General features: G+C 63.2%; 29 protein-coding genes. 17 read left to right on the top strand and 12 right to left on the bottom strand.

Features of this window, described 5'->3' with window-relative positions:
* Window position 1 precedes the first annotated feature (1 nt).
* From N8H74_RS06505 to nirS, 4 genes are read right to left on the bottom strand one after another with little or no spacing between them, the layout of a single operon-like run.
* Complete coding sequence (locus tag N8H74_RS06505) at window positions 2–1,180, bottom strand: cytochrome D1 domain-containing protein (RefSeq protein WP_262146662.1); 1,179 nt, start codon at window positions 1,178–1,180, stop codon at window positions 2–4.
* The gene (locus tag N8H74_RS06500; protein WP_262146661.1) at window positions 1,177–1,503 is read right to left on the bottom strand and encodes a cytochrome c; all 327 of its coding nucleotides are present in this window, start codon (window positions 1,501–1,503) and stop codon (window positions 1,177–1,179) included. Before N8H74_RS06500 ends, N8H74_RS06505 begins: the two co-directional genes overlap by 4 nt.
* 16 nt (window positions 1,504–1,519) lie before the next feature.
* Window positions 1,520–1,834, bottom strand: coding sequence for a c-type cytochrome (locus N8H74_RS06495; RefSeq protein ID WP_262146660.1), 315 nt, complete (start codon window positions 1,832–1,834; stop codon window positions 1,520–1,522).
* Between the two features lie 24 nt (window positions 1,835–1,858).
* Window positions 1,859–3,481 carry a nitrite reductase gene (gene nirS / locus N8H74_RS06490; protein WP_262146713.1) on the bottom strand — a complete coding sequence of 541 codons (1,623 nt, stop codon included), beginning with the start codon at window positions 3,479–3,481 and terminating at the stop codon, window positions 1,859–1,861.
* A 261-nt stretch (window positions 3,482–3,742) separates the two neighbouring features.
* On the opposite strand from nirS, the gene N8H74_RS06485 reads away from it, so the two are divergent.
* The 6 genes from N8H74_RS06485 to N8H74_RS06460 all read left to right on the top strand — a co-directional run bounded on the left by N8H74_RS06485 (window position 3,743) and on the right by N8H74_RS06460 (window position 9,248).
* Window positions 3,743–4,528 (top strand): CbbQ/NirQ/NorQ/GpvN family protein, encoded by a 786-nt coding sequence (locus tag N8H74_RS06485; protein WP_262146659.1) that lies wholly within the window; start codon window positions 3,743–3,745, stop codon window positions 4,526–4,528.
* A complete protein-coding gene (locus N8H74_RS06480; protein ID WP_262146658.1) occupies window positions 4,512–5,099 on the top strand; it encodes a cytochrome c oxidase subunit 3 family protein in 588 nt (195 codons plus the stop codon). Before N8H74_RS06485 ends, N8H74_RS06480 begins: the two co-directional genes overlap by 17 nt.
* An 11-nt stretch (window positions 5,100–5,110) precedes the next feature.
* Entirely contained in the window at window positions 5,111–5,362 is a 252-nt protein-coding gene (locus tag N8H74_RS06475; protein ID WP_262146657.1) for a cytochrome C oxidase subunit IV family protein, read from the top strand.
* A 100-nt stretch (window positions 5,363–5,462) separates the two neighbouring features.
* The gene (locus N8H74_RS06470) at window positions 5,463–5,903 is read left to right on the top strand and encodes a cytochrome c (RefSeq protein ID WP_217831267.1); all 441 of its coding nucleotides are present in this window, start codon (window positions 5,463–5,465) and stop codon (window positions 5,901–5,903) included.
* A gap of 3 nt (window positions 5,904–5,906) precedes the next feature.
* The gene (locus N8H74_RS06465) at window positions 5,907–7,328 is read left to right on the top strand and encodes a cbb3-type cytochrome c oxidase subunit I (RefSeq protein WP_217831266.1); all 1,422 of its coding nucleotides are present in this window, start codon (window positions 5,907–5,909) and stop codon (window positions 7,326–7,328) included.
* Window positions 7,329–7,406: 78 nt separating this feature from the next.
* The gene (locus N8H74_RS06460; RefSeq protein ID WP_262146656.1) at window positions 7,407–9,248 is read left to right on the top strand and encodes a VWA domain-containing protein; all 1,842 of its coding nucleotides are present in this window, start codon (window positions 7,407–7,409) and stop codon (window positions 9,246–9,248) included.
* A gap of 23 nt (window positions 9,249–9,271) precedes the next feature.
* Here N8H74_RS06460 and N8H74_RS06455 read toward each other — a convergent pair whose 3' ends face one another.
* Both N8H74_RS06455 and N8H74_RS06450 read right to left on the bottom strand, forming a co-directional pair.
* Window positions 9,272–9,472 (bottom strand): protein DnrP, encoded by a 201-nt coding sequence (locus N8H74_RS06455; RefSeq protein ID WP_262146655.1) that lies wholly within the window; start codon window positions 9,470–9,472, stop codon window positions 9,272–9,274.
* Window positions 9,469–10,152, bottom strand: a complete 684-nt coding sequence (locus tag N8H74_RS06450) for a Crp/Fnr family transcriptional regulator (RefSeq protein ID WP_262146654.1) — start codon at window positions 10,150–10,152, stop codon at window positions 9,469–9,471. The genes N8H74_RS06455 and N8H74_RS06450 overlap by 4 nt, the downstream gene beginning before the upstream one ends.
* 428 nt (window positions 10,153–10,580) lie before the next feature.
* On the opposite strand from N8H74_RS06450, the gene N8H74_RS06445 reads away from it, so the two are divergent.
* Complete coding sequence (locus N8H74_RS06445) at window positions 10,581–11,771, top strand: NnrS family protein (RefSeq protein ID WP_262146653.1); 1,191 nt, start codon at window positions 10,581–10,583, stop codon at window positions 11,769–11,771.
* Between the two features lie 20 nt (window positions 11,772–11,791).
* Window positions 11,792–12,229, top strand: coding sequence for a hypothetical protein (locus tag N8H74_RS06440; protein WP_262146652.1), 438 nt, complete (start codon window positions 11,792–11,794; stop codon window positions 12,227–12,229).
* A gap of 63 nt (window positions 12,230–12,292) precedes the next feature.
* Here the strand turns inward: N8H74_RS06440 and ytfE are convergent, their stop codons facing one another.
* Window positions 12,293–12,967 (bottom strand): iron-sulfur cluster repair protein YtfE, encoded by a 675-nt coding sequence (gene ytfE / locus N8H74_RS06435; protein WP_262146651.1) that lies wholly within the window; start codon window positions 12,965–12,967, stop codon window positions 12,293–12,295.
* A 155-nt stretch (window positions 12,968–13,122) separates the two neighbouring features.
* On the opposite strand from ytfE, the gene norR reads away from it, so the two are divergent.
* From norR to N8H74_RS06400, 7 genes are all read left to right on the top strand, one after another.
* Complete coding sequence (norR, locus tag N8H74_RS06430) at window positions 13,123–14,643, top strand: nitric oxide reductase transcriptional regulator NorR (RefSeq protein WP_262146650.1); 1,521 nt, start codon at window positions 13,123–13,125, stop codon at window positions 14,641–14,643.
* Between the two features lie 79 nt (window positions 14,644–14,722).
* Window positions 14,723–15,370 carry a pyridoxamine 5'-phosphate oxidase gene (pdxH, locus tag N8H74_RS06425; RefSeq protein WP_262146649.1) on the top strand — a complete coding sequence of 216 codons (648 nt, stop codon included), beginning with the start codon at window positions 14,723–14,725 and terminating at the stop codon, window positions 15,368–15,370.
* A 99-nt stretch (window positions 15,371–15,469) separates the two neighbouring features.
* A complete protein-coding gene (gene moaB / locus N8H74_RS06420) occupies window positions 15,470–16,024 on the top strand; it encodes a molybdenum cofactor biosynthesis protein B (RefSeq protein ID WP_217831257.1) in 555 nt (184 codons plus the stop codon).
* Window positions 16,021–17,256, top strand: a complete 1,236-nt coding sequence (glp, locus tag N8H74_RS06415) for a gephyrin-like molybdotransferase Glp (protein ID WP_262146648.1) — start codon at window positions 16,021–16,023, stop codon at window positions 17,254–17,256. Before moaB ends, glp begins: the two co-directional genes overlap by 4 nt.
* Window positions 17,257–17,345: 89 nt before the next feature.
* A complete protein-coding gene (locus N8H74_RS06410; RefSeq protein WP_262146647.1) occupies window positions 17,346–18,341 on the top strand; it encodes a peptidase U32 family protein in 996 nt (331 codons plus the stop codon).
* A 10-nt stretch (window positions 18,342–18,351) separates the two neighbouring features.
* Window positions 18,352–19,242 carry a U32 family peptidase gene (locus tag N8H74_RS06405; RefSeq protein ID WP_262146646.1) on the top strand — a complete coding sequence of 297 codons (891 nt, stop codon included), beginning with the start codon at window positions 18,352–18,354 and terminating at the stop codon, window positions 19,240–19,242.
* Window positions 19,236–19,706 (top strand): SCP2 sterol-binding domain-containing protein, encoded by a 471-nt coding sequence (locus N8H74_RS06400; protein ID WP_262146645.1) that lies wholly within the window; start codon window positions 19,236–19,238, stop codon window positions 19,704–19,706. Before N8H74_RS06405 ends, N8H74_RS06400 begins: the two co-directional genes overlap by 7 nt.
* Window positions 19,707–19,712: 6 nt before the next feature.
* On the opposite strand, the gene N8H74_RS06395 is transcribed toward N8H74_RS06400, so the two are convergent.
* A complete protein-coding gene (locus N8H74_RS06395; RefSeq protein WP_262146644.1) occupies window positions 19,713–20,456 on the bottom strand; it encodes an anti-sigma factor in 744 nt (247 codons plus the stop codon).
* Window positions 20,449–20,961, bottom strand: a complete 513-nt coding sequence (locus N8H74_RS06390; protein ID WP_262146643.1) for a sigma-70 family RNA polymerase sigma factor — start codon at window positions 20,959–20,961, stop codon at window positions 20,449–20,451. Before N8H74_RS06390 ends, N8H74_RS06395 begins: the two co-directional genes overlap by 8 nt.
* Window positions 20,962–21,113: 152 nt before the next feature.
* On the opposite strand from N8H74_RS06390, the gene N8H74_RS06385 reads away from it, so the two are divergent.
* Both N8H74_RS06385 and N8H74_RS06380 read left to right on the top strand, forming a co-directional pair.
* Window positions 21,114–22,082, top strand: coding sequence for a metallophosphoesterase (locus tag N8H74_RS06385; protein ID WP_262146642.1), 969 nt, complete (start codon window positions 21,114–21,116; stop codon window positions 22,080–22,082).
* A 14-nt stretch (window positions 22,083–22,096) separates the two neighbouring features.
* Window positions 22,097–22,405: a cupredoxin domain-containing protein gene (locus tag N8H74_RS06380; RefSeq protein WP_262146641.1), complete on the top strand. Its 309-nt coding sequence runs from the start codon at window positions 22,097–22,099 to the stop codon at window positions 22,403–22,405.
* A gap of 27 nt (window positions 22,406–22,432) precedes the next feature.
* Here the strand turns inward: N8H74_RS06380 and N8H74_RS06375 are convergent, their stop codons facing one another.
* The 3 genes from N8H74_RS06375 to N8H74_RS06365 form a co-directional block, all read right to left on the bottom strand.
* Window positions 22,433–23,110 (bottom strand): Crp/Fnr family transcriptional regulator, encoded by a 678-nt coding sequence (locus tag N8H74_RS06375; RefSeq protein ID WP_262146640.1) that lies wholly within the window; start codon window positions 23,108–23,110, stop codon window positions 22,433–22,435.
* Window positions 23,111–23,196: 86 nt separating this feature from the next.
* On the bottom strand, window positions 23,197–23,844 hold the full coding sequence (gene narL / locus N8H74_RS06370) for a two-component system response regulator NarL (protein WP_217831247.1): 648 nt from the start codon (window positions 23,842–23,844) through the stop codon (window positions 23,197–23,199).
* Window positions 23,841–25,643 (bottom strand): HAMP domain-containing protein, encoded by a 1,803-nt coding sequence (locus tag N8H74_RS06365; RefSeq protein WP_217831246.1) that lies wholly within the window; start codon window positions 25,641–25,643, stop codon window positions 23,841–23,843. The genes narL and N8H74_RS06365 overlap by 4 nt, the downstream gene beginning before the upstream one ends.
* Window positions 25,644–25,756 lie beyond the last annotated feature (113 nt).

Raw genomic sequence — 25,756 nt, 5'->3', positions numbered from 1 at the left:
TTCAATAACCCGTTTTCTGCGCGCGACTGCTGAAGAAAATACCGCTCGGCGCGGCAGCGGGAAGGGTGCTGACCGGCTTCAGGCTGTACGGGTCCCAGACCTGCACCTGATCGCCATCGCGCAGCGACAGCCACAACTGATCGCCACGGGCGGTGAACTCCATGTGCAGCACCGCCGGTCCCGGTCGCAGATCGGCGACCACGGCATGGGTTTCTGTGTCGATCACCTGCACCCGATCATTGTCCGGGTAGGCGAAATTGACCCATACCTGCCGACCGTCCGGCCGTGAGGTGACGAACACCGGTTGCCCGGCCACCGCGATTGCAGCGGTCTGCCGCCAGGTGCGCGCATCCATCACCAGCACCTGATGGCGACCGACCGCTGGCACGAAGGCCTGGTTGTCGGCCACCGCCCAACCTTCCAGGTGCGGCATCTTGTAGACCGGCAATTTTTCCTGACCGCGTCCGTAATCGCCCAGCACGCGTTTCACCCCGCGCTCGGGATGCCAGAGGTCAAGTTGTGCCATGCCGTCTTCACCGAACAACCCGGCCATGTAATAGCGACCGTCGGGGGTAATCAGTGCGTCGTAGGGCTGCTGGCCGATATTGTTGAAACGAGTGATTTTCGGCGACGCGGCCTGGCTGAAGTCGGCGCTCCAGATCTCGCCGGTATCGAACAGGCTGAACACGAAGCGCTGGCCGGGCGCGTCCACCAGGCCGACGACCCGCGAGCGCTTGCTGCCATCGGCCAGCGGCGTGGCCGGAATATCCGCCACTTGTCGCAGGGTCCGGGCATCGAACACCTTGACCCCGCCGGGCACGTAGTTGGACACGGCGATCAGTTTGCCGTCCTGGCTGATGGCGCCGCCGATGCTGTTGCCGCCCTGGATCACCCGCCGGTCGATGCGTTGGCTCAGCAGGTCGATCTTGCTCAGCCCACCGTCGCGGCCGAACACGTAGGCGTAACGCTGGTCGCGGGAATACACCACTGAGGCATGGGACAGATCCCCCAGGCCTTCGAGGCGGGCCAGTGCGGTATGGGTGTCGCTTTCGATGATTTGCACGCTGCCGCTGGCGCGTTCGATCACCACGCCGAGGTCACCGGTGCCGCGCAAGGGCGGCTGGGCGCAGGCGGACAGCAACAGGCCGGTCGCCGCAGTCAGCAGAATGGATCGGATCATGAGGCGGGGTATCCCTTGAGAAGAAGGTCGACCAGCCAGCGGATGTCATCCGGGGCGAGCAGGGGTGCCCAGGGCGGCATTGCGGTGCCGGGACGGCCGAAGGTGACGGTGGCGATCAGGCTGTCCCGGGACTTGCCGGCCAGCGCCGCGCGGGTCAGTTCGGGACCGAGCCCGCCGGTCATGTGCAGGCCGTGGCAGGCGCCGCAGTCCTGGGCCAGCAGGTGTTCGAGTTGCGCCTGACGCGTGGCGTCCGGCGCGGCCACCGAGGTTGCGCAAAAAAGGAGGAGGGCCGCCAGAACGACAGCGTGTCGATGGATCGTCATGGCGCCCTCCAGTTGGCTATTTGAGGCTCAGGACCCAGGTCGCAAGCGTCTTCGCTTCGTCATCCGTCACCGGGTTGGCCGGCATCGGGATCGGTCCCCAATTGCCTTGCGTACCGTTCTTGATATGCCCGGCCAGGGTGTCCGCCGCGCCGGCGACACCGGCATTTTTCGCCGCCACTTCCTTGAGTGCCGGACCGACCAGTTTGGCGTCGATGGCATGGCAGGCGGCGCAGGGTTTGCTCTTGAACAGCTCCAGCCCGTCCTGGGCCATGGCCGGCAGCACGCTCAGTGCAGCGCCCAGGGCGAACAGTGAAAACAGAGTATTTTTCATGACGCGTCCTTGTATTGATGAAGCTCAATAGATGTCGTGTTGGGTGTTGTAGACGTTGAATTTGCCGGTCGGGGTAATCAGGCGCGGGTCCTTGATCACGGTCTTGAGCTTCAGGGTTTTGTCGTCGATCACCACCAGTGCCGACTCGTCTTCCTGACCGCTCCACACCGAGAACCAGACCTCGTCGCCGGCCTTGTTGTATTCCGGTTGCACCACGCGCATCGCGCCTTTTTTGATCCCCGCGTATTCGGCAATCGGCAGCACGGTGTAGCCGGCGTCGAGCTTGTCGATGTCGAACACCGCCACCGACTGACTGAGTTTTGCATCCGGGTTGAGGGTGGTATCGACGTACAGGTGACGGGAGTCGGGGTGGGTCTTGATGAACAGCGAGCCACCGCCCTGGCCCTTGATCGAGGCGACCTGTTTCCAGGCGTATTGCGGGTGTTTGAGCGGGTCGGTGCCGATCAGCGAGATGCCGTCATCGCCGAGGTGACTGGTGGCCCACACCGGGCCGTAGGTCGGGTGCTCGAAGTTGGCGCCGCGCCCCGGGTGCGGGGTTTTGCCGACGTCCACCAGTGCGGTCAGCTTGCGGTCCCTGGAGTCGATCACGGCGACCTTGTTGGAGTTGTTGGCGGCCGTCATGAAGTAGCGGTGGGTGCTGTCCCAGCCGCCGTCATGCAGGAACGGCGCGGCGTCGATGTAGGTGATGCTGAGGTTCTTGATGTCCTGATAATTGACCAGCATGACCTTGCCGGTTTCCTTGACGTTGACGATGAACTCCGGCCATTCGTGGGAGGCGATGATTGCCGCGACGCGCGGTTCGGGGTGGTATTCCTGCTTGTCGACGGTCATGCCACGGGTCGAGACGATCTGCTTCGGTTCCAGGGTTTCGCCGTCCATGAGGGTGAACTGCGGCGGCCAGTAGGAGCCGGCGATGGTGTATTTGTCCTCGTAGCCCTTGAACTTGGAGGTTTCCACCGAGCGCGCCTCGATGCCGACCTTGACCTCGGCGACTTTGGTTGGCTCCACCGGCCAGAGGTCGATCATGTCGATCCGCGCATCACGGCCGATCACCAGCAGGTAGCGACCCGAGGCGGAAATCCGCGAGATGTGCACCGCGTAACCGGTTTCGATCAGCTTGACGATTTTCTTGCTGTCGCCGTCGATCAGGGCAATCTTGCCGTCGTCCCGCAGGGTCACCGAGAACAGCTTGGGCAGGTTGAGTTTGCTTAGCTGCTTTTTCGGCCGGTCTTCGGGTTTGACCAGCACTTTCCAGGTCTTCAGGGTTTCGGCCATGCCCCATTCCGGCGGTGTCGGCGGCGTGTGCTGAATGAACTTGGCCATGGCCGTGATCTGTTCTTTGGTCAGCGCATTGGACGTTCCCCAGTTCGGCATGCCTGCCGGTGAGCCGTAGGTAATCAGGGCTTCCAGATAGGCCTGGCCGCGCGACTGGGTGATGTCCGGCGTCAGCGGCTTGCCGGTCGCGCCCTTGCGCAGAACACCGTGGCAACCGGCGCAACGCTGGAAGTAGATTTCCTTGGACGAGTCGAACTCGGCCTGGCTCATGTCGGGGGCGCCGACGGTTTTCATCAGCGCCGGGCCGGCCGTCGCCGGGGCAGGTTCCTCGGCCCCGGTGGCGTGGCTCATCACCAGCGTCGAACAGAGTGTGGCGACAGTCAGGGCAAACGTTTTTCTGTTGCTGATCAGCATTCCATTTCTCCTCAGGCAAGACCTTTGCGACGTGCCACGCGGCAGCACGGGACGCAGGTTCTTAGTGCGTTGCAAGGCTATGCCCGGGAAGGTCGATGGCGGCTTGACGGCGATCAAGTTTGCCGGCCGTGCCACTTGCCAGTTTGTCGCAGGGGTCAGTAGCGTGATTTTCAATCCCGCTGCCGAATCAGGTGTCCCATGGAGCTTGTGAACGAACCCTTCTACCAACCCCAGGCCAACGAGCAGGCGCTGTTCGAGCAGGCCTGGCGCCATGGCATGCCGGTGCTGATCAAGGGGCCGACCGGGTGTGGCAAGACCCGTTTTGTCCAGCACATGGCTCATCGTCTGAAACTGCCGCTGTACACCGTGGCCTGCCACGACGATTTGAGCGCGGCCGACCTGATCGGCCGGCATCTGATCGGTGCGCAGGGCACCTGGTGGCAGGACGGTCCGCTGACCCGTGCGGTGCGCGAGGGCGGGATCTGCTACCTCGACGAAGTGGTCGAAGCGCGCCAGGACACCGTGGTGGTGCTGCATCCGCTGGCCGATGATCGCCGCGAGCTGTTCCTCGAACGCACCGGCGAAGTGCTCAAGGCACCGCCGGGTTTCATGCTGGTGGTGTCGTACAACCCCGGTTACCAGAACCTGCTCAAGGGCATGAAACCCAGCACCCGCCAGCGCTTCGTGGCGATGCGTTTCGACTATCCGCCGCAAGACGAAGAGACGCGCATCGTCGCCCGAGAGGCGCAGGTGGACACGGCGCTGGCGATGCAAGTGGTTGCGCTCGGGCAGGCGTTGCGGCGGCTCGATCAACACGATCTGGAAGAGGTCGCTTCGACCCGGTTGCTGATTTTCACCGCGCGGATGATCCGCTCCGGCATGACCCCGCGTGAGGCCTGCATGGCCTGCCTGGCCGAACCATTGAGCGACGATCCGCAGACCGTTGCGGCGCTGATGGACGTGGTCGATGTCCACTTCGGTTGAGTCCGCAGCGGCTGCGCCCGGCCACTTGCCGGGCGATCTGGCGATGTGGTTTTTCATGCTTGCCGAGCTGTCGGTGTTCGCCCTGTTGATTCTGGCGTTCGCCGTGACCCAGGCGATCAAACCGCAGATGTTCAGCGACAGTCGCTTGTTGCTGGACACCTCCACCGGCCTGGCGATGACCCTCGGTTTGCTCACCGCCGGCCTGTTCGCCGCGCTGGCCCTGGAGCAGGTCAGGCACTCACGGCCCCGTCGCGGCGCGGCGCTGTTGCTGGGGGCGTTGCTCGCGGCCAGTGTCTACGTGGTGTTGAAACTCAGCGAGTACAGCCACTTGCTGGCGGCCGGGCTGGGCCTTGAGCACAACACGTTTTTCACCCTCTACTGGATCCTCACCGGGTTTCATTTTCTCCACGTCCTGCTGGGCATGGTCATCCTTGGATGGCTGGCCGAGCGCTGTCGTCGTGGCGGGTTCGACGCGGACAAGCGCAGTGGTCTGGAGTCCGGCGTGCTGTATTGGCACATGGTCGATCTGGTCTGGGTGGTCCTGTTTCCGCTGGTCTACGTGCTCGATTGACGGGAGGCTTCATGCCGGCTTCCAGATTGCTGATTCTTTGCTGGGCCGCACTGGTGACGCTGAGCGTCTGCACGGTGTTGCTGGCGCATGCCGGTGCGTCGCTGTCGATAGCGATTTTGCTGGTGGCGGTCGGCAAGGTCTGGCTGATCGCCGACGGCTTCATGGAGCTGCACCGGGCGCCACGTCTGTGGCGTCGATTGATGCTGAGCTGGGCGTTGGTGCTGGCGCTGCTGGTGGGGTTTACGCTGGTGCTTTCGCGCTAGGAAAACCTGAGTAAAACCATCTGACTTTCTTGATTGCCATCAAGCGGATTTCGCCCCCGCGCTTCCTATCATGGACGGGCCAAGCCAAGAGGAAGCGACGATGTCAGAGACCTTCACCAAAGGCATGGCCAGGAACATCTACTTCGGGGGAAGCATCTTTTTCTTCCTGATATTCCTGGCTTTGACCTATCACACCGAACAGACCTTTCCCCAACGCAGCAACGAAGCGCAACTCACCGATGCAGTGATTCGCGGCAAGAGCGTCTGGGAGCAGAACAATTGCATCGGCTGCCACACGCTGCTGGGCGAGGGCGCTTACTTTGCGCCTGAGCTGGGCAACGTGGTGCAGCGGCGCGGCGGCGAGGAGGGCTTCAAGCCGTTCCTGCATGCCTGGATGAAGATGCAGCCGCTGGGCGTCCCGGGGCGGCGCGCGATGCCGCAGTTCAACTTGAGCGAGCAGGAGGTCGACGACATCGCCGAATTCCTCAAGTGGAGCTCGAAAATCAACACCAATGGCTGGCCGCCAAACAAGGAGGGCTGAGAGATGAGCATGGCTAATCCACATCTGAAATTCGCCTCGCAAGCCGTCGCCAAACCGTACTTCGTGTTTGCCCTGATGCTGTTTCTCGGCCAGGTGCTGTTCGGTTTGATCATGGGCCTGCAATACGTGATCGGCGACTTCCTGTTCCCGGTCATCCCGTTCAACGTGGCGCGGATGGTGCACACCAACCTGTTGATTGTCTGGCTGCTGTTCGGCTTCATGGGCGCCGCCTACTACCTGGTTCCGGAAGAGGCCGACCGTGAGCTGCACAGCCCGAAACTGGCGATTGTGCTGTTCTGGGTGTTCGCCGCCGCCGGGGTGCTGACGATCCTCGGCTATCTGCTGGTGCCTTACGCCGGCCTGGCCCGGCTGACCCATAACGAGTTGCTGCCGACCATGGGCCGGGAGTTCCTCGAGCAGCCGACCATCACCAAGATGGGCATCGTGGTGGTGTGCCTGGGTTTTCTCTACAACATCGGCATGACCCTGCTCAAAGGGCGCAAGACCACGGTCAGCATGGTGATGATGACCGGGTTGATCGGCCTCGCGGTGTTCTTCCTGTTCTCCTTCTACAACCCCGGCAACCTGGCCCGCGACAAGTTCTACTGGTGGTGGGTGGTGCATCTGTGGGTGGAAGGCGTGTGGGAACTCATCATGGGTTCGATGCTGGCCTTCGTCCTGATCAAGATCACCGGGGTTGACCGCGAAGTGGTGGAGAAGTGGCTGTACGTGATCATCGCCATGGCGCTGATTACCGGGATCATCGGCACCGGTCACCACTTCTTCTGGATCGGTGCGCCGGAGGTCTGGCTGTGGGTCGGCTCGATCTTCTCGGCGATGGAGCCGCTGCCGTTCCTGGCAATGGTGATGTTCGCCTTCAGCATGGTGAAGAAGCGTCGCCGCCAGCACCCGAACCGTGCCGCCACGCTGTGGGCCAAGGGCACCACGGTCACCGCGTTCTTCGGTGCGGGCGTCTGGGGGTTCCTGCATACGCTGGCTCCGGTCAACTTCTACACCCATGGCACGCAACTGACGGCGGCCCACGGTCACCTGGCGTTCTACGGCGCCTACGCAATGATCGTCATGACACTGATCAGTTACGCCATGCCGCGTCTGCGTGGTCTGGGCGAGGCCGGTGACGAACGCTCGCAGAGCCTGGAAATCTGGGGCTTCTGGCTGATGACCCTGTCGATGGTGGCGATCACGCTGTTCCTCACCGCCGCCGGTGCGGTGCAGGTCTATCTGCAACGCTGGCAGGTCGAGCCACTGCCGTTCATGGGCACGGTCGAGCATCTGCAAGTGCTGTTCTGGGCGCGGCTGGGAGCCGGCCTGGGCTTCTTCGCCGGACTGCTCTGCTACTTGCTCAGTTTCCGTCAGCGTGGTCGCGCGGCTTTGCGCGCACCGGCGCCGGTGGTGCCTTCGTGAGTCTGCGTCACGGTTAGAAAAAGGTCGGCCCGGCTGAGACAGCGGGCCGTTTTTTGTTTTGAAAAAGGGGTGGATTGCATGGCTTTCACCGTGGAACTGGAAGAGTGGGTAGGCAGTGCCTGGCACCGTTTCATCACCCGCCGCGCCAGTCCGGATTTCCCCGAGGCGCGGGTCGAACTGACCCGTCAGCAACGTTCGCTGGGGCTGCTGTTCCGCGCCATGGGCGGCGCCAGTGGCATCGGCGTCGAAGCCGCCAGCGACCGCGATTTGCTGTTACGGCGCAATGTGTTGCAACAGATCGCCGGGACCTGCAAGCAAGTGCCGTTGGCGTGGTGTGACGCGGCCAGTCTGCGGCTGCCGTCGAGCCTGGCGGTGTTTCCCGAGGTTGCGCTGAATGAAGAACTCTATCGCTGGCTCGCGCTGCTGGCGGCGCAGGCCGGGCGCATGCGTCACTGGGGACGGGACAATCAGCGCTGGACGCAACAACTGCTGCAGCGCTATCCGGCGTTGCGCGCCCGGTATGAGCGGCTGGTGGCGGCGCATCTGGCGTTGCGCCCCGATCCGGCTGCGTTGAGCCGCAGCGAAGCGGCGCTGGAGCGGGCGTTGTGTCAGGCGCTGCGCGAACCCGGCAGCGTCGAGCATTTCCCCCGTAGCGAGCGCGCGGCGTGGCCGTTGCCGCTGTGGTTGTACCCGCCGCAGAACCTCGCCAGTCCGCAGGCGGCGGATCTGGGCGATGAATCCGAAGAGTCGCTGACCACGCCGTCCGGTGAGCAAAAGGCCGGGCGCAAGCGTGCCCGGCGTATCGATGACAGCACCCGCGAGGGCGGACTGTTGGTGGTGCGTCTGGAGAATCTGTTCAGTTGGACAGAACACGTCGATCTGGATCGCTGGTCGGACGACAGCGAAGACCCGGACGCCGCCCGAGTGGCCGACGATCTCGACGAATTGACCCTGTCGCGTACCCGGTTGCGCAAGGGTGGCGGTCTCAAATTGCATCTGGATCTGCCGCCGGTGGATGTCGATGACGTGCCGCTGGGCGAGGGGATCAAGTTGCCGGAGTGGGATTACCGCAAACAGCAAATGCAGGCCGGTTTCGTCAATCTGCAAATGATGTTGCCGCGGGACTGCGCGGCGCAGGCGCTGCCGGTGCGACTCAAGGCCTCCGCGCTGCGTTTGCGGCGTCAGTTCGAGCATCTGCGCAATGACCGGCAGTGGTTGCGTCAGCAGCCCCAGGGTTCGGAACTGGACCTGTCGGCCTGGCTGGATTTTCACGTTGAACGCGAACAGGGGCAATGCGCCGAACGAGGCCTGTTCATGGAGCGGCGGCAGACTCGCCGCGACCTGGCGTGTCTGCTGCTGGCGGATGTGTCGATGTCCACCGATGCTCACCTGAACGATGAGCATCGGGTGATCGACGTCATCCGCGACAGCCTGCTGCTGTTCGGCGAAACCCTGTCGGGGCTGGGGGATGATTTCGCCCTCTACGGGTTTTCGTCGTTGCGCCGCCAGCAGGTGCGGATGCAGGAACTCAAGGCGTTCACCCAGCGCTATGGCGATGAGACACGCGGCCGCATTCAGGGGCTCAAACCCGGCTATTACACGCGCATGGGCGCCGCGATCCGCCAGGCCACGCAACTGCTCGGGCAGAGCAAACGGCGCAGCAAATTGCTGTTGCTGCTGACCGATGGCAAACCGAATGATCTGGATGTGTACGAGGGGCGCTACGGCGTCGAAGACACCCGCGAAGCGGTGCGCGAAGCACGGCGGCAAGGCCTGACGCCGTTCTGCATCACCATCGATCGCGAGGCCGGGGCTTATCTGCCATACATGTTCGGCGCCAACGGCTACACCCTGATCCGCCAGCCCGAACAACTGCCGCTGCGCTTGCCGCAGCTATACCGGCAGTTGACCCAGGCTTGAGGCCGGGCACCCACCACGTGGCATCAAACGATGCCGCGTGGCAGCCAGAAAAACATGACCACGCAAAACAGCGTCAATCCCAGGCAGAACCACATGAACCGTCGCTGGCGCCGTTCCCCGGCGCGTGCAGCGAGCGTGGGCAGGGGCATGCCGCATTGACTGCATTCGGTTTCGTCATCCGGGTTGGCATGTTGGCAATACAGGCAGATAGGCATGGCATTCACTCGAACTGTTCCAGGCGCAGCCGATCGAGAATCGCGATCTGCCGGCCGTCCTGGGTGATGATGTTTTCATCGATCAGGCGGCGGATGATCCGCGAGAAGGTTTCTGGCTGGATCGACAAGTGCCCGGCAATCAGTTGTTTGGCCATGGGCAATTCGAACTGGCTGTCCACGGTTTGCTGGCGCACCAGTTGCGTCAGCAGATAACGCACCACGCGGTGGGTGGCGTTTTTCAGCGACAGGGTTTCGATTTCGTTGACCCGCTGGTGCAGACGAACACTGAGCTTGGCGAGCAAGGCAAAGGTCAGGCGGCTGTTGTTTTGCAGCAGGCGCATGTAGGTGTGGTTGGACAGCCGATAGAGCTGCGTCGGGCAGACCGCTTCCGCCGAGGCCACGTAATTGGGGGTGTCCATCAGCATCATCGCTTCGGCGAAGGTCTGCCGGTCGCCGATGACTTCGAACACTTTCTCCTGCCCGTCGGGCGTCAGCCGGTAGATCTTCACCGCCCCGGCGATGACGAAATAGAACGCATCCGCCGGCTCACCCTGACGGAACAACGGTTCGCCCTTGTCGATGCTCAACAAGTGGCTGGTACTCATCAGTTCATCCATCTGTTCGTCGTTCAGTGGCTCGAACAAATGATGACTGCGCAGAATCTGGTGGTGGACACGATGCAGCACCATGGACATTCATCCTTAAAAAATTGATCAGGAACCCGTCAGACCAGGCCCAGGGAGAGGCTGCTGGCCACGGCCACGACCGAACTCAACACCACGAACCAGGCCAACGGCTGGATGACTTTTTTCATGACGACTCCGCTAATCGAAAAGGGGCAAGGACTGAGCCTGCTCAGCAAGACGCGGGCCATGCCTCAAAGGCCTTGTCTACGCGGATTTCATCAATCTGCGTGGTTAAAATGACCACGCCATAAAGGGTCAAAGTGACCACAAAGGGTCATTTTGACCCTGATAAGCCCGACGCCTTTTCCACACAAGCCACGCGCCGTCGGGTCGTGCCGTGGAGGCACGGCCCTTGCACTCTTGATCTGTGACAAAGGCGTTCGGTCACCGATACCGGATGATCGAACCCGCAAATGCAGAGGAGTGGCTTCATGCAAGTGCTTGAGCGCAGTAAGGCGTTGGCGATCCCGCCGCTGTTGCGGCTGGCGTTTCGGCCGTTTTTCCTCGTCGGCTGCCTGTTGGCGGTGGTGGCGATCCCGCTGTGGCTGACGGCATTCAGCGGCGCGGTGGTCAACTGGCAACCGGCCGGTGGCTGGCTGGGCTGGCATCGACATGAACTGCTGTTCGGCTTCGGTCTGGCGATCATCGCCGGTTTTTTGCTGACTGCTGTGCAGACCTGGACCAGTCGCCCCGGCCTCAGTGGCAAACCGTTGGCCGCGCTGGCGCTGGTGTGGTTGTTGGCGCGGGTGGCGTGGCTGGTCAACGCGCCGTGGCCGGTGCTCGCGGTACTTGAACTGGCGTTCCCGCTGGCGGTGGCGGGGTTGATGGGTTTTACCCTGTGGAAGGTGCGGCAGAAGCGTAACTACCCGATTGTGGTGGTCCTGCTGTTGCTGGCCGCCGCCGACGGTTTGTCGTTGTACGGTCTGCTCGAAGGGCATGAAGGCTGGCAGCGTCAGGGTGTGTTGAGTGGTATCTGGCTGGTGGCGGCGATGATGGGGCTGATCGGTGGACGGGTGATTCCGTTCTTTACCCAGCGCGGCCTCGGGCGCAAAGAGGCCGTCGCGCCATGGGCGTGGCTGGACTGGCTGCTGTTGATCGGCTCGCCGCTGGTGGCGCTGTTGTACGCCATCGGGCCTGCGCTCAGTCCGAATGTCGGGGTGGGTCTGCTGTTCACGGTGCTGGGCGCGGGGCATCTGGTGCGCTTGTTGCGCTGGCATGACCGGGCCATGTGGCGCGTGCCGCTGTTGTGGTCGCTGCACCTGGCCTACGGCTGGCTGGCGCTGGCGTGCCTGGGCATGGCGTTGTGGCATTTCGGTGTGTCGATCAACCCGAGCCTGGCGGTGCATTGCCTGACTATCGGCGCCATGGGCGGCCTGGTGTTGGCGATGATCGCGCGGGTCAGCCTCGGGCATACCGGCCGGACACTGGAGCCGCCAGCGGGAATGACCCTGGCGTTCATTCTGCTCAATCTGGCCTGTCTCAGTCGCGTCGGATTGATTCTGCTGTTCCCGTTGCCGGCGTTGTGGCTGGCCGGTGTGTGCTGGGCGCTGGGTTTCGGGTTATACGCCTGGCGCTACGGCCCGATGCTGCTGCGGGCACGGGTGGATGGTCATCCGGGCTGAGTCCATGGAGGTAATCGTTGATGTATCTCGTTCTGTTGGTGACCCATCTGCTGGCGGCCATCGCCTTTATCGGCACGCTGTTTTTCGAAGTGGTGATCTGGCATCGCGCCCGCCAGCAGTTGCCGGACACCGCGCAATCGGGTGCGGATCAGGCGATTGCCGGGCGTTCGCGCAAGGTGCTGCATGGCGTGGTGGTGTTGCTCTATGGCGCCGGCATCGGCCTGGCGTGGCAGCATCGGGGCGCCTTGAGTCAGCCGCTCGCCAGCAGTTTCGGCACCTTGCTGAGTCTGAAGATCCTGCTGGCCCTGAGCATCATCGGCCACTATCTGTTACTGGCCTATTGGCTGACCCACGGTCGTCTGAGCGAGCGCCGCGCGAGCTGGATTCGCCGCAGCATCCTCGGGCACATGCTGTTGATCGTGATCCTCGCCAAGGCCATGTTCTATTGGTCGTTTTGAAAGCGAACACGCACTGACCGACAAAACCCGCACTGAGGCGGGTTTTGTCGGGCGGATCGTCGATCAGTGCCGGGGTTTGAGGGCGTTGATGAACAGCACGTTGTTCTCCAGATGGATGTGCTGCATCAGGTCGTCGCGAAATTCCAGCAGCCCGCGATACAGGGCGCGCCAGGTATTACAGGCGTCGGCCGGCGGGGTGATGTGGTTGGTCAGAGCGAGCAGTTTTTCCAGGGCTTCGCCGTGTTGATCGTGCTCGAAACGCAACACCTGGATCGGCGGCGCCGCCTGTGGGCCGACGCCGTGTTGCAGCAGCGGGAACAGCACTTGCTCTTCCTTGAGCATGTGGCCTTCGAGTTCCTGTTGCAGGTCGGTCAGCAAATCGGCGAGGCCGTTGGGGCAACTGCTGCGCGCGCCGTGGACATGCTCGACACGCCGGGCCAGACGGATCAGCTCCGGCAGTTGCTCGCGGTGACGGGCGTGGTAGCGGGTCAGCAGGTGGGCGATCAATTGTTGCGCCGGTTCGTTGCGCCAGTCGGGTTGGGTTTCGCCACTGTCTTGCAGGCTGTGCAGGGCCTCGGCGATCTGCACCGGATCGAGCTCCTTGCCGAGGGCGGCGTCGCGCAGGCTTTTGTGCCCGCCACAGCAGAAGTCCAGTTTGAACGAGTGAAAGATCCGGGTGGCACCGGGAATGTCGCAGGCCAATTGGCCAAGGCTTTGTTCCAGCAGGTTCTGGCTCATCGGGGGTTCCTTGTTGGGATGACAACGGTTCCCCTGGCTCATTGCATCCGCCATGCCAGCGCCCGGGGCCTGATAAACAAGGACTGTTGGTCGCTTGTGGTCACAACCACCCTGAAATGTCGGGGTGAATTCAACCCTGGAGGGTGATAACTACCATGTTGCGTGAAAGCCTGGCGGCCGACCTGATTGTCGAGTTGCCCAATGCCGTGCGGTTGCAACGACTGGTTCAGACCTTGCGCGAATACTTCAACAGCGGCGCCGTGGGTTTGCTGCGTCTGGATGAAGACAGCCTCAGACCGGTGGCGACGGTGGGCCTGGTGCATGAAGCCCTGGGACGCCGGTTTGTCATCGCGCAGCATCCGCGTCTGGCGGCGATCATGGCCTCGCGGGAGCCGACCTGGTTCGAGCCCGACAGCCGTTTGCCGGACCCTTACGACGGCTTGCTCGACAACCACGTCGGCGACTCGCTGCCGGTGCATGACTGCATGGGCGTGAGCCTGTACGTGGAAGGGCGGGTCTGGGGCGCGATCACGCTCGATGCGCTGCGCGCCGGCACCTTCGACAGCCGCGCGCGGGAGGAACTCAAGCGCTGCACCTTGCAGATCGAAGCCGCTGTGCGGGTCACCCGTCTGGAGCAGGAAAACCGCAGCCTGCGCCTGTCGCGCAGCGATCCGCAGGATTTGCGCAGGCCGCTCGAGGACGGCGAGATCCTCGGCCAGAGTGAGGTGCTGGAGCATTTGCTCAACGAACTGGACGTGCTGGCCGACGCTGACCTGCCGGTGTTGCTGCTCGGCGAGACAGGCGTCGGCAAGGAACTGTTCGCCCGGCGTCTGCATCGTCTGTCGCGGCGCAGCCACAAGCCGCTGATTCAGGTCAACTGCGCCGCGTTGCCGGAGTCGCTGGCGGAAAGCGAGTTGTTCGGGCATGTCAAAGGTGCGTTTTCCGGCGCCACCAGTGACCGCGCCGGGCGCTTTGACGCGGCCAATGGCGGCACGCTGTTTCTCGATGAGGTCGGCGAGTTGCCCTTGAGCGTGCAGGCGAAGCTGCTGCGCACCTTGCAGAACGGTGAGATCCAGCGCCTGGGTGCCGACAAGCCGCTGCACGTCGACGTGCGGATCATCGCCGCCACCAACCGGCACTTGCCGGACAGTATCCGCGACGGCCTGTTTCGCGCCGATCTGTATCACCGGCTCTCGGTGTACCCGGTGCCGATCCCGGCCCTGCGTGAGCGTGGCAACGACGTATTGCTGCTGGCCGGGCATTTCCTTGAGCTGAATCGGGCGCGGCTCGGGCTGCGTGGCTTGCGTCTGTCGCCGGCGGCTGAGCGGGCGCTGTTGGCGTATGCCTGGCCGGGCAATGTGCGTGAGCTGGAGCATGTCATCAGTCGTGCTGCGTTGAAGGCGCTGAGTCGCGGCGTGAATCGGGCGTCGATCATCACCCTGGAGCCGCAGGTGCTGGATCTGGACAGCACGCAAGGGGTGATCGTCGAGCGACCGCAGGAGGCAGCGTCCGACGTACCGTTCCAGGCCCTGAGCAGCGCGGTCGACGATTGCCAGCGGCAACGGATTGTCCAGGCCCTGAGCCTTTGCGGGGAGAACTGGGCCAGCGCCGCACGGCTGTTGCAGGTCGACCCGAGCAACCTGCACAAGCTGGCCCGGCGTCTGCGTCTCAAGTAAGCGATGCGGGTTGATGGCGATCAAGGTGGCAGAGCGCGGGGCCTCGCACACTGGCTGAAACCCACAGGAGATCACCGTCATGCCGCTTTCCCTGGCTGAGATGCGCCGCAACTACACCCTCGATGGCCTACAAGAGACTCAGGCGCCGGACGATCCGCTGGCGCTGTTCCGTCACTGGCTGCAACAGGCCCGCGAAACCGAGCGCGCGCCGGTCGAGGCCAACAGCATGCTGCTCGCGACCGTCGACAGCGACGGCCGGCCTCATTGCCGGGTGCTGTTGCTCAAGGGCTTGAGCGATGACGGCTTCACGTTTTTCGGCAATTACCAGAGCGACAAGGGCCAGCAACTGGCGGCCAACCCTCACGCGGCCATGACGTTTTTCTGGCCGGGACTGGAGCGCCAGGTGCGGATCGAAGGGCAGGTATCGAAGCTCGATGCGCACCTGTCGGATGCCTACTTCGATTCCCGCTCGCGCGTCAGCCGACTGGGTGCCTGGGCGTCACCGCAAAGTCGTCCGCTGACCAACCGTGAAGAACTGGAGTGGCGGCTGGCCGATGCCACCGAACATTTCGCCGAACAGAACGTTGTGCGCCCTGAACATTGGGGCGGCTACAGCCTGCATCCCGAGCGTGTGGAATTCTGGCAGGGCCGTAGCGACCGCTTGCACGATCGCCTCGATTACCGCCGGCAAAACGGTCTCTGGTGTCGTACCCGACTGGCGCCTTGAGCCGTCATTGACCCGGTGGAGATACCTCCATGGAGGAATAGGCCGGGTCGTCAATCCGGTTCAGGCTTGGGCATACCCTCAGCTACGGGAGGCTTGAATATGGCCCATCTGGCGCAACGCACGTTTGAACCCCTGAACATTGCCGTACTGACCATCAGTGATACGCGGACCTTTGACACCGACACCTCGGGACAGACCCTGGCGGATCTGCTGCAGACCGCCGGGCATGTGTTGATCGACCGCGATCTGGTCAAGGACGACATCTACCAGATCCGCGCCAGCGTCTCGCGCTGGATCGCCGACCCGACGGTACAAGTGGTGCTGATGACCGGCGGCACCGGTTTCACCGCGCGGGACAACACGCCGCAAGCGGTCATTCCGTTGCTCGACAAGCATGTCGAAGGCTTCGGCGAGTTGTTCCGCCAGGTGTCGCTGGAGGAAATCGGCATGTCCAGCCTGCAATCCCGGGCACTGGCCGGGATGAGCAACGGCGTGCTGGTGTGCTGCGTACCCGGTTCGCCGGGCGCCTGCCGCACGGCCTGGAACAGGATCCTCGTCGAGCAGTTGGACAGCCGCACCGGCCCGTGCAACTTTGCCCCGCATCTCAAACCCCTGGCGCAACGAATCATCGATGCCTGCGGGACCCGGTCATGACCGGCCGGGTGTGCGACCTGGGCAACCTGATGCCCGTGGACGAGGCCATCGGCCGCTTGCTCGATCAGGCACCGCCGCCGCCAGCGGCGCAGGTGATTCCACTGGATCAGGCCATGGGCTGCGTGTTGGCGGCGGACATTCATTCCCCGGTGAACCTGCCGGCCTGGGACAACAGCGCCATGGACGGCTATGCACTGAGCGCCGCGGACCTGTCCCCGGAAGGTGGTTACCTGCCGATCGGCGGGCGCATCGCGGCGGGGGATCAGCCAGGGCCGCCGTTGCTCGCCGGGCAGGCGGTACAGATTTTTACCGGCGCGCCGCTACCCGAAGGCGCTGACACGGTAGTGCCGCAGGAGCGCTGCCGGGTGGAGGGCGAGGGCGTCTGGTTTCCGCCCGTGAGTCTTGGCGAACATGTACGCAAGGAAGGCGAAGAAGTTCGTCGGGGTGATCTGTTGTTCAAGGCTGGCAAGCGTCTGCGTGCCCAGGAACTCGGGCTGCTCGCCGGTGCCGGCGTGGCCCGCGTCGAGGTCTACCGACCGCTGCGCGTGTGCCTGCTCAGCAGCGGCAATGAGCTGCGTGAGCCGGGTGATCCGTTGGCGCCGGGGCAGATCTACAACAGCAATCGCTATTGCCTCGCCGCGTTGTTGCGCGGCTGGGGTGTTGAAGTCCACGACTACGGGGTCATGGCCGATGAGCTGGCGGCCAGCCGCCATGCCCTGAGCCTGGCGTCTTCGGAGTGCGATCTGCTGCTCAGCTCCGGCGGCGTGTCGGTCGGCGAGGAAGACCATCTCAAACAGGCCATCGAGGAACTGGGCAGCGTGGATTTCTGGCGGCTGGCGATTCAGCCCGGCAAGCCACTGGCCTTTGGTGAAGTGCTGGGCAAACCCTGGATCGGCATGCCGGGCAATCCCTCGGCGGCCCTGATTACCGCGTTGGTGGTGGTGCGGCCGTTTCTGCTGCGGGCACAAGGCATGACCGACGTGTTGCCGAAACCATTGGCCGTGCCGGCAGGGTTCGACTGGTTGCAGCGCAACAAGCGGCGCCAGTATCTGCGGGCGAAGTTGACAGCCGCCGTCGACGGCCGGTTGAGCGTGGAACTGCACCCGCAGCAAAGCTCGGCGATGCTCACGGCGGCCTGTTGGGCCGAAGGATTGGCGGTGGTCGAGCGTGAGCAGCAAGTACACAGGCACGACAACGTGATGTTCCTGTCCTTCGCTGACCTGATGCAGTGACGGCACTTGATTGCCGTCAAGGCTGTGGCTGACGGTCTGGCTAGACTGGCAGCGCCTTTCAGGACGGCGTTTTTTCATGAGGATCAACCATGCAACTGGTCTGCCCGGCAGGGAACCTGCCTGCGCTGAAAGCCGCGGTGCGCCAAGGCGCCGATGCCGTGTATGTCGGTTTTCGCGATGACACCAATGCCCGGCATTTCGCCGGGCTGAACATGGACGACAAACAGTTCGACGCCGCCGTCGCCCACATCCGTCAGCACCTGCGAAAACTCTACGTTGCGGTCAACACTTACCCGCAGCCCAAGGGCTGGGAGCGCTGGCAGCGGGCGGTGGATCGCGCCGCCGATTTCGGCGTGGATGCGTTGATTGCCGCCGATCCGGGCGTGCTCAATTACGCCAGCCAGCGTCATCCGCAACTGGCGCTGCACCTGTCGGTGCAAGGCTCGGCGACTCATGCCGCCGCGCTGGAATTTTATGCGCAGCGCTACGGCATTCGCCGCGCGGTGCTGCCTCGGGTGTTGTCGCTGGCCCAGGTGCGCCAGGTGGCCGCGAGCAGCCCGGTGCCGATCGAAGTCTTCGGTTTCGGCAGCCTGTGCATCATGGCCGAGGGGCGCTGCCATCTGTCTTCCTACATCACCGGCGAGTCGCCGAACCTGTGCGGGGTCTGTTCGCCGGCCAAGGCTGTGCGCTGGAGCGAAGATGCCCAGGGCTTGAGCGCGCGCCTGAGCGAAGTGCTGATTGATCGCTACACCCCTGACGAACCCGCCGGTTATCCGACGTTGTGCAAGGGCCGTTTTCTGGTCGACGGCAAACGCTTTCATGCCCTCGAAGAACCCACCAGCCTCGACACCCTGGACTTGCTTCCGGAGCTTTCGGCCATGGGGGTCGAAGCGGTGAAGATCGAGGGCCGGCAACGCAGCCCGGCGTATGTCGAACAGGTCACTCGCGTCTGGCGCGCGGCGCTGGACGCCCACCGTGGCGCGCCGGGCAGTTTTCGGGTCAAGGAGGAATGGCGCCAGGTGCTGGCCGGGTTGTCCGAGGGCAGCCAGACCACGCTGGGTGCTTATCATCGATCGTGGCAATGAGGGACGGAACATGAAGCTCAGCCTGGGACCGGTCCTGTTTTATTGGGACAAGGCGCAACTTGGCAATTTTTACGCCGAGATGTCGGCGTTGCCTCTGGATGTGATTTACCTCGGGGAAACCGTGTGTTCGAAACGCCGGGCGTTTTCCCTCGATCAATGGCTGGGGCTGGGCCGCGAGTTGCAGCAATGCAGCCAGGCGCAACTGGTGATTTCCAGCCTGACCCTGATCGAAGCGGCGTCCGAACTCTCCAGCCTCAAGCGCCTGTGCGACAACGGCCAGTTGCTGGTGGAAGCCAATGACCTGGGCGCGGTGCAGTTTCTGGCCGAACGCAAGTTGCCGTTCGTGGGCGGCCCGGCGCTGAACCTGTACAACGGCCATGCGCTGGCGCAGTTGCTCGACAGCGGCATGGTCCGCTGGGTGCCACCGGTGGAGTGTTCGGCAGCGCTGATCCGCGATGTGATCGAGCAGGTGCGAGCGCTGGGGCACAAGGTGCCGGAAGTGGAAATCTTCGCCTACGGCCATCTGCCGCTGGCGTATTCCGCGCGCTGCTTCACGGCGCGGGCGGAAAACCGGCCGAAGGACGATTGCCGCTTCTGCTGCATCAACTACCCCGATGGACTGGCCCTGACCAGTCAGGAAGGGCAGCCGCTGTTCACCCTCAACGGGATTCAGACCATGTCTGCCGAGGTGACCAATCTGCTCGCCGATTACTCGGGACTGGTGGCCTGTGGCGCCGATCTGCTGCGCCTGAGCCCGCGTGCCCAGGGCATGGCCGAGGTCATCGCCGCCTATCAACGGGTGCGTTCGGGGGAAACGCCGCCGCTGTATGTGGAAGGGTGCAATGGCTACTGGCACGGCGAGGCCGGGATGCTGCGGGTGGAGGAGGCTGGCTTGTGTTGAATCGAAAGAAATGGTTGCTCAAAGGGGCGGACCGCTTGCTGCCGCTGGTGCGGCGCGTGCCGTTTGCCGTGCAGCGTCTGGCGCTGCAGCAGGCACTGAACCGTTGCCTCGCCGAGCCGCTGCGCGCTGGCGAGTTTGAAATGCTGCGCGGGCGCTGGTTGTGCCTGCGGATTCCGGATCTGCGGTTGTCGTGGTTCCTGACCCTCAACCGCGAGGGCCTGCGGATTGCCGAGCGCGAGACGGCGCACGTGACCATCAGCGGCAACTGGCGCGAGTTCGTGCTGCTCGCCAGTCGCCAGGAAGATCCCGATACGCTGTTCTTCCGCCGCCGCCTGGTGATCGAAGGCGACACCGAACTGGGCCTGGCCCTGAAAAACCTGATCGACAGCCTCGACCCCGATGTCCTGCCTGTGTGGCTGTGGCGCAATCTGGAGCGCGCGGGCAAGGGGCTGGCAACTCAATAGCCCGTGTCAGGTGCCGTGCATGAGCAACTGACTGAACGCCTCCAGCTCACTTTTCTCCACATCGGAAACCAGCACGAAAAGCATGTGGTTGGCCTGCCAGGACACCACATTGAAGCCGCGAATCGTCTGGCTCTGTTTCGGCTTGTCGCTTTGTGCGGCGGGCAGGATGAACACGTTGATGATGTGCTTGGCTCGGCCGTAACTCAGGGCTGCGGTGGTCTGATGTTGCAGATAATCCAGCCGTCCACCGAGCAATGGAAAACCCTGCGCCGTGTAGTCGAGCACGGGGGGCGAGAAGTCGAGTTTGCCGGTGAACCAGGGTTTCACGGTATGGCGGTCGGAGGACACCACATCGTTCAGGTGTTCGCCCATCAACGAACGCACATGACTGGAGACCGCCTCGTCCATCAACGGTTGTTCGCTGCCGGGCGTCGCGACATAAAGCACCACCGACAAGGCCAGTGCCGCAGCACAAAATGCTGGAGCGAACACCGCGCGCCAGCGCTCAAAGACCCGTGGCCGGGGCGCCGCATCGGCAAACACGCCGGCCGCCAGTGACGCCGGCGCCGGGTAATACGGCGCAAAGCGCTTTACGCTGCCCTTGAGTAACGTCATTTCGGCATGCAGGCGTGCGCATTCGGCGCATGCGCTCAGATGCGCCGCGACATCCGCCGCCATCGCTGGATCAAGTTCCTGATCCAGGTAACCGTGCAGTCGGGTCTGGCAAGTCGTGCAGTCGAGTTCATTCATGATCGTGCAACTTCATCAGTTCGAGCCTGAGCATGGTGCGCGCCCGGGCCAGCCTCGACATCACGGTGCCAATGGGAATATCCACCACCAGGGCGATGTCCTTGTACGGCATGTCTTCGAGTTCCTTGAGCACGATCACCTCCCGAAACACCGGGGGAAGGGCGCCCAGCGCTTGCTGGAGCAACGCGGCGTTTTCCGTGTGGATCGCCAGCAGTTCCGGGGTCTGGCTGTGGCTCAGCGTCGGGTGGTCATCAGCCATGTCGTCATCGATGGCCACCCAAGGGTGTCCGACCGAGGCTTTGAGCCAGGTGTAGCTTTCGTTGCGCACGATGGTCAGGAACCAGGCCCTGGGGTTGCCGTCGGCGAATCGCTGCAAGAACCTGAAAGCGCGCAGGGCGCTTTCCTGCACGACGTCGCGCGCGGCGCTGTCATTGCCCGTGAGCCAGCGCGCGAGGTTGTAGGCAGCGTCCAGATGGGGCGCAATCAGTTCCTCAAATCGCTTCATAGTGATTTCCGCAGCGTCACACTCCTGTAACTGCGAGACGTGCGGTTTTATTCCCGGAAAAGAATTTATTTTGCGGCGCGGAATAAACGCTCGTCGCGCAAGGTTTACCTGGTGTCGCTACATCACTGTAGTTCGCCAGCGAGGACCTACCGATGGACATTCGATCAAAACGCCCGCAACGCACCGACGAATTGCTCAACCCTGATCGGCGGACCCTGCTCAAGTGCTCGGCGTGGGCCGGGGCCGGGGTGATCTGGGCCATGAGCGGCGGGATTCCCAGGGCCTTTGCCCTGGATGAGACGGGCAACGTCGCCGACCCCAGGGCATTGGCCAGCAGCTTTCATTTCGTGCAGATCAGCGACTCGCACATCGGGTTCAACAAGGAAGCCAACCCTGAACCGGTGAAAACCCTGCAGGTGGCGATCGACAGGGTCGTCGCGCTGCCGCAACGGCCATCGCTGATCCTGCACACCGGCGACATCACGCACCTGTCCAAGGCCGAAGAATTCGACACCGCGGCACAGTTGCTCAAGGGCCTGCCGTCCACCGTGCATTACGTGCCGGGCGAGCACGACACCCTCGATGAGGGTGGCGGCAAGCTCTACCTGGAACGTTATGGCAAGGGCACCCGAGGTAACGGCTGGTACAGCTTCGATGACCACGGCGTGCATTTCATCGCGCTGGTCAATGTCTTCAACTTCCAGGCCGGCCATGAGGCCAGTCTGGGCGCCGATCAACTGGCCTGGCTGGCCGATGACCTGCGGGCGGTATCGAGCAGTACGCCGATTGTCGTGTTCACCCACATTCCGCTGTGGACGATTTATCAGCCGTGGGGCTGGGGCACCGAGGATGGAGACCAGGCCATTGCGATGCTGCGCAAGTACGGCTCGGTGACAGTACTGAACGGGCACATTCATCAGGTCATCCAGAAGGTCGAAGGCAACATCACCTTCCACACCGCACGCGGCACCGCCTATCCGCAACCGGCGCCGGGCACGGCACCGTCACCGGGACCGATGACCGTGGCGGCCGATCAGTTGCGCAATTATCTGGGGATCACCGATGTGCGGGCGACGCAGGGCGATCACCCGCTGGCGCTGATTGATTCGACATTGGTCTAGGGGAGGGGGAGCAGATGAAAACGCGACTGTTGGCGCTGTTGTGCCTGATGTTGTCGATGCCGGTGTGGGCCGAGGAGGTGAAGATCAACATCAAGGAGTTCATGTTCATGCCGGTGGTGCTGAACGTGTCCGTGGGCACCAAAGTGACGTGGGTGAATGACGATCAGATCCCGCATACGGTGGCGGAAACCCGCAAGGTGTTTCGCTCCGGGGCATTAGACACGAATGACAGTTTTTCCTGGTTATTCGATAAGCCCGGCGAGTTCGAGTATTTCTGTGTCCTGCACCCGCAGATGACCGGCAGGATCGTGGTGACCCAATAGCTTTGCGCGGACCTGTGCCCCATTCGTCTATTGAAACGCCACCAGCGCGTCTTCGTCGGCGAGGATGCGGATATTGCGCCGCTCCATCGCAATCAACCCGCACTCCACCAGCCGATGCAGAATTCGCGAAAAGGTCTCCGGCTGGATCCCCAGCTTCGACGCCACCAGCCGTTTGGACACTTGCAGGACGATTTGCCCGGTCACGGGATGGCGTTCCTGCAGGAGGAAGTTGACCACCCGCCGGCTCGCGCTGGCGATGGTCAGGGTGTCGATGTCGCGCAGGCGCAGGTGCAGGTGAACGCTCATGCTCGCGAGGATCGCCAGGCAGACTTTCGGCTGATCCTCCAGGGCATTGCGGTAATGATGGCCCTCGATGCTGACCAGCACGCTGTCCTTGAGTGCCGTGGCCGTCACCGGGTACAGCCGGGCCTGGCTGAACAGCAGGGCTTCGGCGAAGGTCTGGCCGGGCTGGATGATCTCCACCAGGTTTTCCTGGCCTTCGCCGGTCAGCCGGTACAACTTGATCTGGCCGCTGATCAGCAGGAAAAAGCGCTTGGCCGGATCGCCCTGATGCATCAGCGTGCCGTGACAACTCAGGCGCCTGAGCACCGCCAGGGCACAGACTTCCTCGAAGACCTTCTCCGGCAACTGGCTGAACAGGTGATGACGGCGCAACGTTAAAACGATGGAAGGGTGGGTCAGCATGGCGTACCTCCGCTGACGCTTATAGTAAAGAGCGCGGGCGGCCAGACCTATGCCTCTGCCGGCCTACCTCCAAGGAGGCATGCGTGTCAGCCGGCGCTGCGCAGATGCTCCATGGCCCACACGGCCGCCTCGACCCGCGAACGCAGCCCGAGCTTGTGCAGCAGGTTCTTGACGTGAACCTTGACGGTGCCTTCGGTGATCCCCAGTTTGTGGCCGATGACCTTGTTGCTCAGGCCGGCGGCGATGGTCTTGAGCACCTGACGTTCGCGCTCGGTCAGTTCCACGGCCGCCTGACGCGGCGGAGTGCGCAGCGCCTGGGCCATGACGCGGGTCAGGCCGGGGCTGATGACCAGCGCACCGTTCAGGGCATCGCGGATGTACTGGATCAACAGTTCCGGCTCCATGTCCTTGAGCAGATAGCCGTCGGCCTCCAGGCGCAGGGCATCGCGAATATCGTCTTCGGCGTCCGAGACGGTGAACAGCAATACCTTGCCGGTGAAGTGCATGGCTCGCAGCCGACGCAGGGTTTCGATGCCGTTCATCTGCGGCATGTTGTTGTCGAGCAGCAGCAGGTCCGGTTGCAGCGGTTCGATCAGGCTCAGGGCCTCTTCGCCGTGACTGGCTTCGCCGACGATCAAAAAATCATCTTCGAGTTCGAGCATCTGGCGGATGCCGCGCCGCATCATCGGATGGTCGTCGACCAGCAAAATGCGATGTTGTGGGGACGGGTTCATGCGACGTTACCTTCTGTGTGCCGCCCGAGAAATTCCGGGTGGAATTGCAAGTGGACGAGGGTGCCCTGGGGCTCCCGGGAAACGATCTGCAACTGGCCGCGCAGGCTGCGCGCCCGTTCATCCATGATGTTCAGGCCGTGGTGTTCGCGTTGATCGACGTTGCCGCTGAAACCGCGCCCGTCGTCTTCGACGGTGAGCCGGACGTTCTCGCCGTCCTGGCGCAGCTCCAGCCAGGCGTTCTGCGCGTGGGCGTGGCGCAGGCAGTTGGAGAGCGCTTCGCGGGTGATCTGCAAAATGTGGATCTGCTCGCTGGCCGACAGCTCGAAGGCCAGGGTGTCGACGTGCAGGTGTACCTGGAACTCCCCGCGCCGGGAAAACTCGGCGGCGGTGTCCTTGAGTTCCTGCACCAGGCCGGCATCGTGAATCTGCAAGCGAAAGGTGGTCAGCAGTTCGCGCAGCTGGCGGTAGGCGTTGTTCAGGCCCTCGCGCAGTTCGGCGGTGACCGATTCCAGGGTCTGCACCGGTTCGCCCCGGCGCATCAGGGTCTGCATGCGGCTGACTTGCAGCTTCATGTAGGACAGCGCCTGGGCCAGCGAGTCGTGCAGTTCGCGGGCGATGATCGCGCGCTCTTCGAGCAGCAGTAGGCGATGGTCCTGCTCGCGCTGGCGCTTGAGCGAGAGCGAGGTGCCGATCAGGTTGGCGAGGGCCTGGATCAATTGGGTTTCCCAGGCTTGCGGCGGGTGGCCATCGACAAAGTGCGCCTTGAGTTCACCCAGCTCGCTGCCCTGGTTGCTGATGCTGAACGACTGCGAGCTGCTGCCGTGATGCCGCTGGCAGTTGGCGCAATCGCTTTTGGCACAGACATCGCGGCTGTCGGCACCGTGCAGGGCGAGCAATTGGGGAGCGGGTGCCTGCAACTGACCTTGCAGGCACAGCGACAGGCGCAAGCCGGGTAGACGCTGCTGGAAGCGCTGGATCAACTTGTCCAGTCCTTCGGCGTTGGCCAGACGCGTGGCGAGGCTGCGGCTGCTTTGATACAGCAGCTCCAGCGCGGCGTTGGCCTGTTGCAGGTTGAGGGTTTTCTGCTGGACCTGGCTTTCCAGGGTGCGATGGGATTCTTCGATGGTCTCGGCCATGGCGTTGAAGCTCATCGCCAACTGACCCAACTCGTCCTGGGACTGGTGGTTGACCCGCGCCTGGAAATCACCACGGCGAAAACGCTGGGTCGCCTCCACCAGTTCCTTGAGCGGCGCAATGACCCCGTACTGCAATTCGTACAAGCCAATCAGCAAGACAATCATGGTGGTGAACAGCGCCAGGCCCTGGATCACTTGCTGCCAGCCTTGCTTTTGTTCGCTCTGGCGCTGCAACAGGCTGACGAACTGGTTCAGTTGCTCAACGAACGGCTGGGCCTGGGCCTGAAACGCCGTTGCATCGCCACGTTCCAGTGCCGGACGCAGGACGTCGCTCCACTGTTGCTGGATCTGCCCGTAGCTGACTTGCAGCGCGGCGCTCGGGCCATCCTCCAGCACGGCTTTAAGGGACTGGCTGTCGAGGCGGCGTTGCAGGCTGTGGGCGATCTCTGTGATTTCTTCGTTGCCGGCGCCGGAGGCGAGTCTCCAGCTCAGGTGGTAGGTCTCCATGCGCACCGAGCCTGCGGTGTTGATGGCAGCGGCATCGCCCTGACTGAACCAGGCGATCAGACCGGCGCTCAGCGAACTGGCGAGGGCCAGCATCGCGATCAGAATCACCGCCAGCCCGGCGCGAGCGGGCAGGGAGCTGCGCAGCCAGCCAATCATCTGGCTGCTCCGCAAAAGACAGGGAAACCGGGCATGCAAGGCTCCAGGATCGGCATGACGGCCTATCCCGGGCTCGCTACCTCTAAAGAGTTGCCGACAGCTCCGTGTCGACA

Origin of the sequence: Pseudomonas sp. B2M1-30 (assembly GCF_025447575.1) — a bacterium.
Classification (GTDB): domain Bacteria; phylum Pseudomonadota; class Gammaproteobacteria; order Pseudomonadales; family Pseudomonadaceae; genus Aquipseudomonas; species Aquipseudomonas botevensis.
This window is presented reverse-complemented; position numbering and strand designations above follow the sequence as displayed.

Bases quoted from the DNA above. Each gene is read 5' to 3' on its own strand.
- N8H74_RS06505 (WP_262146662.1), bottom strand. From the start codon at position 1,180: ATGATCCGATCCATTCTGCTGACTGCGGCGACCGGCCTGTTGCTGTCC.
- N8H74_RS06500 (WP_262146661.1), bottom strand. From the start codon at position 1,503: ATGACGATCCATCGACACGCTGTCGTTCTGGCGGCCCTCCTCCTTTTT.
- N8H74_RS06495 (WP_262146660.1), bottom strand. From the start codon at position 1,834: ATGAAAAATACTCTGTTTTCACTGTTCGCCCTGGGCGCTGCACTGAGC.
- nirS (WP_262146713.1), bottom strand. From the start codon at position 3,481: ATGAGCCACGCCACCGGGGCCGAGGAACCTGCCCCGGCGACGGCCGGC.
- N8H74_RS06485 (WP_262146659.1), top strand. From the start codon at position 3,743: ATGGAGCTTGTGAACGAACCCTTCTACCAACCCCAGGCCAACGAGCAG.
- N8H74_RS06480 (WP_262146658.1), top strand. From the start codon at position 4,512: ATGTCCACTTCGGTTGAGTCCGCAGCGGCTGCGCCCGGCCACTTGCCG.
- N8H74_RS06475 (WP_262146657.1), top strand. From the start codon at position 5,111: ATGCCGGCTTCCAGATTGCTGATTCTTTGCTGGGCCGCACTGGTGACG.
- N8H74_RS06470 (WP_217831267.1), top strand. From the start codon at position 5,463: ATGTCAGAGACCTTCACCAAAGGCATGGCCAGGAACATCTACTTCGGG.
- N8H74_RS06465 (WP_217831266.1), top strand. From the start codon at position 5,907: ATGAGCATGGCTAATCCACATCTGAAATTCGCCTCGCAAGCCGTCGCC.
- N8H74_RS06460 (WP_262146656.1), top strand. From the start codon at position 7,407: ATGGCTTTCACCGTGGAACTGGAAGAGTGGGTAGGCAGTGCCTGGCAC.
- N8H74_RS06450 (WP_262146654.1), bottom strand. From the start codon at position 10,152: ATGGTGCTGCATCGTGTCCACCACCAGATTCTGCGCAGTCATCATTTG.
- N8H74_RS06445 (WP_262146653.1), top strand. From the start codon at position 10,581: ATGCAAGTGCTTGAGCGCAGTAAGGCGTTGGCGATCCCGCCGCTGTTG.
- N8H74_RS06440 (WP_262146652.1), top strand. From the start codon at position 11,792: ATGTATCTCGTTCTGTTGGTGACCCATCTGCTGGCGGCCATCGCCTTT.
- ytfE (WP_262146651.1), bottom strand. From the start codon at position 12,967: ATGAGCCAGAACCTGCTGGAACAAAGCCTTGGCCAATTGGCCTGCGAC.
- norR (WP_262146650.1), top strand. From the start codon at position 13,123: ATGTTGCGTGAAAGCCTGGCGGCCGACCTGATTGTCGAGTTGCCCAAT.
- pdxH (WP_262146649.1), top strand. From the start codon at position 14,723: ATGCCGCTTTCCCTGGCTGAGATGCGCCGCAACTACACCCTCGATGGC.
- moaB (WP_217831257.1), top strand. From the start codon at position 15,470: ATGGCCCATCTGGCGCAACGCACGTTTGAACCCCTGAACATTGCCGTA.
- glp (WP_262146648.1), top strand. From the start codon at position 16,021: ATGACCGGCCGGGTGTGCGACCTGGGCAACCTGATGCCCGTGGACGAG.
- N8H74_RS06410 (WP_262146647.1), top strand. From the start codon at position 17,346: ATGCAACTGGTCTGCCCGGCAGGGAACCTGCCTGCGCTGAAAGCCGCG.
- N8H74_RS06405 (WP_262146646.1), top strand. From the start codon at position 18,352: ATGAAGCTCAGCCTGGGACCGGTCCTGTTTTATTGGGACAAGGCGCAA.
- N8H74_RS06395 (WP_262146644.1), bottom strand. From the start codon at position 20,456: ATGAATGAACTCGACTGCACGACTTGCCAGACCCGACTGCACGGTTAC.
- N8H74_RS06390 (WP_262146643.1), bottom strand. From the start codon at position 20,961: ATGAAGCGATTTGAGGAACTGATTGCGCCCCATCTGGACGCTGCCTAC.
- N8H74_RS06385 (WP_262146642.1), top strand. From the start codon at position 21,114: ATGGACATTCGATCAAAACGCCCGCAACGCACCGACGAATTGCTCAAC.
- N8H74_RS06380 (WP_262146641.1), top strand. From the start codon at position 22,097: ATGAAAACGCGACTGTTGGCGCTGTTGTGCCTGATGTTGTCGATGCCG.
- N8H74_RS06375 (WP_262146640.1), bottom strand. From the start codon at position 23,110: ATGCTGACCCACCCTTCCATCGTTTTAACGTTGCGCCGTCATCACCTG.
- narL (WP_217831247.1), bottom strand. From the start codon at position 23,844: ATGAACCCGTCCCCACAACATCGCATTTTGCTGGTCGACGACCATCCG.
- N8H74_RS06365 (WP_217831246.1), bottom strand. From the start codon at position 25,643: ATGATTGGCTGGCTGCGCAGCTCCCTGCCCGCTCGCGCCGGGCTGGCG.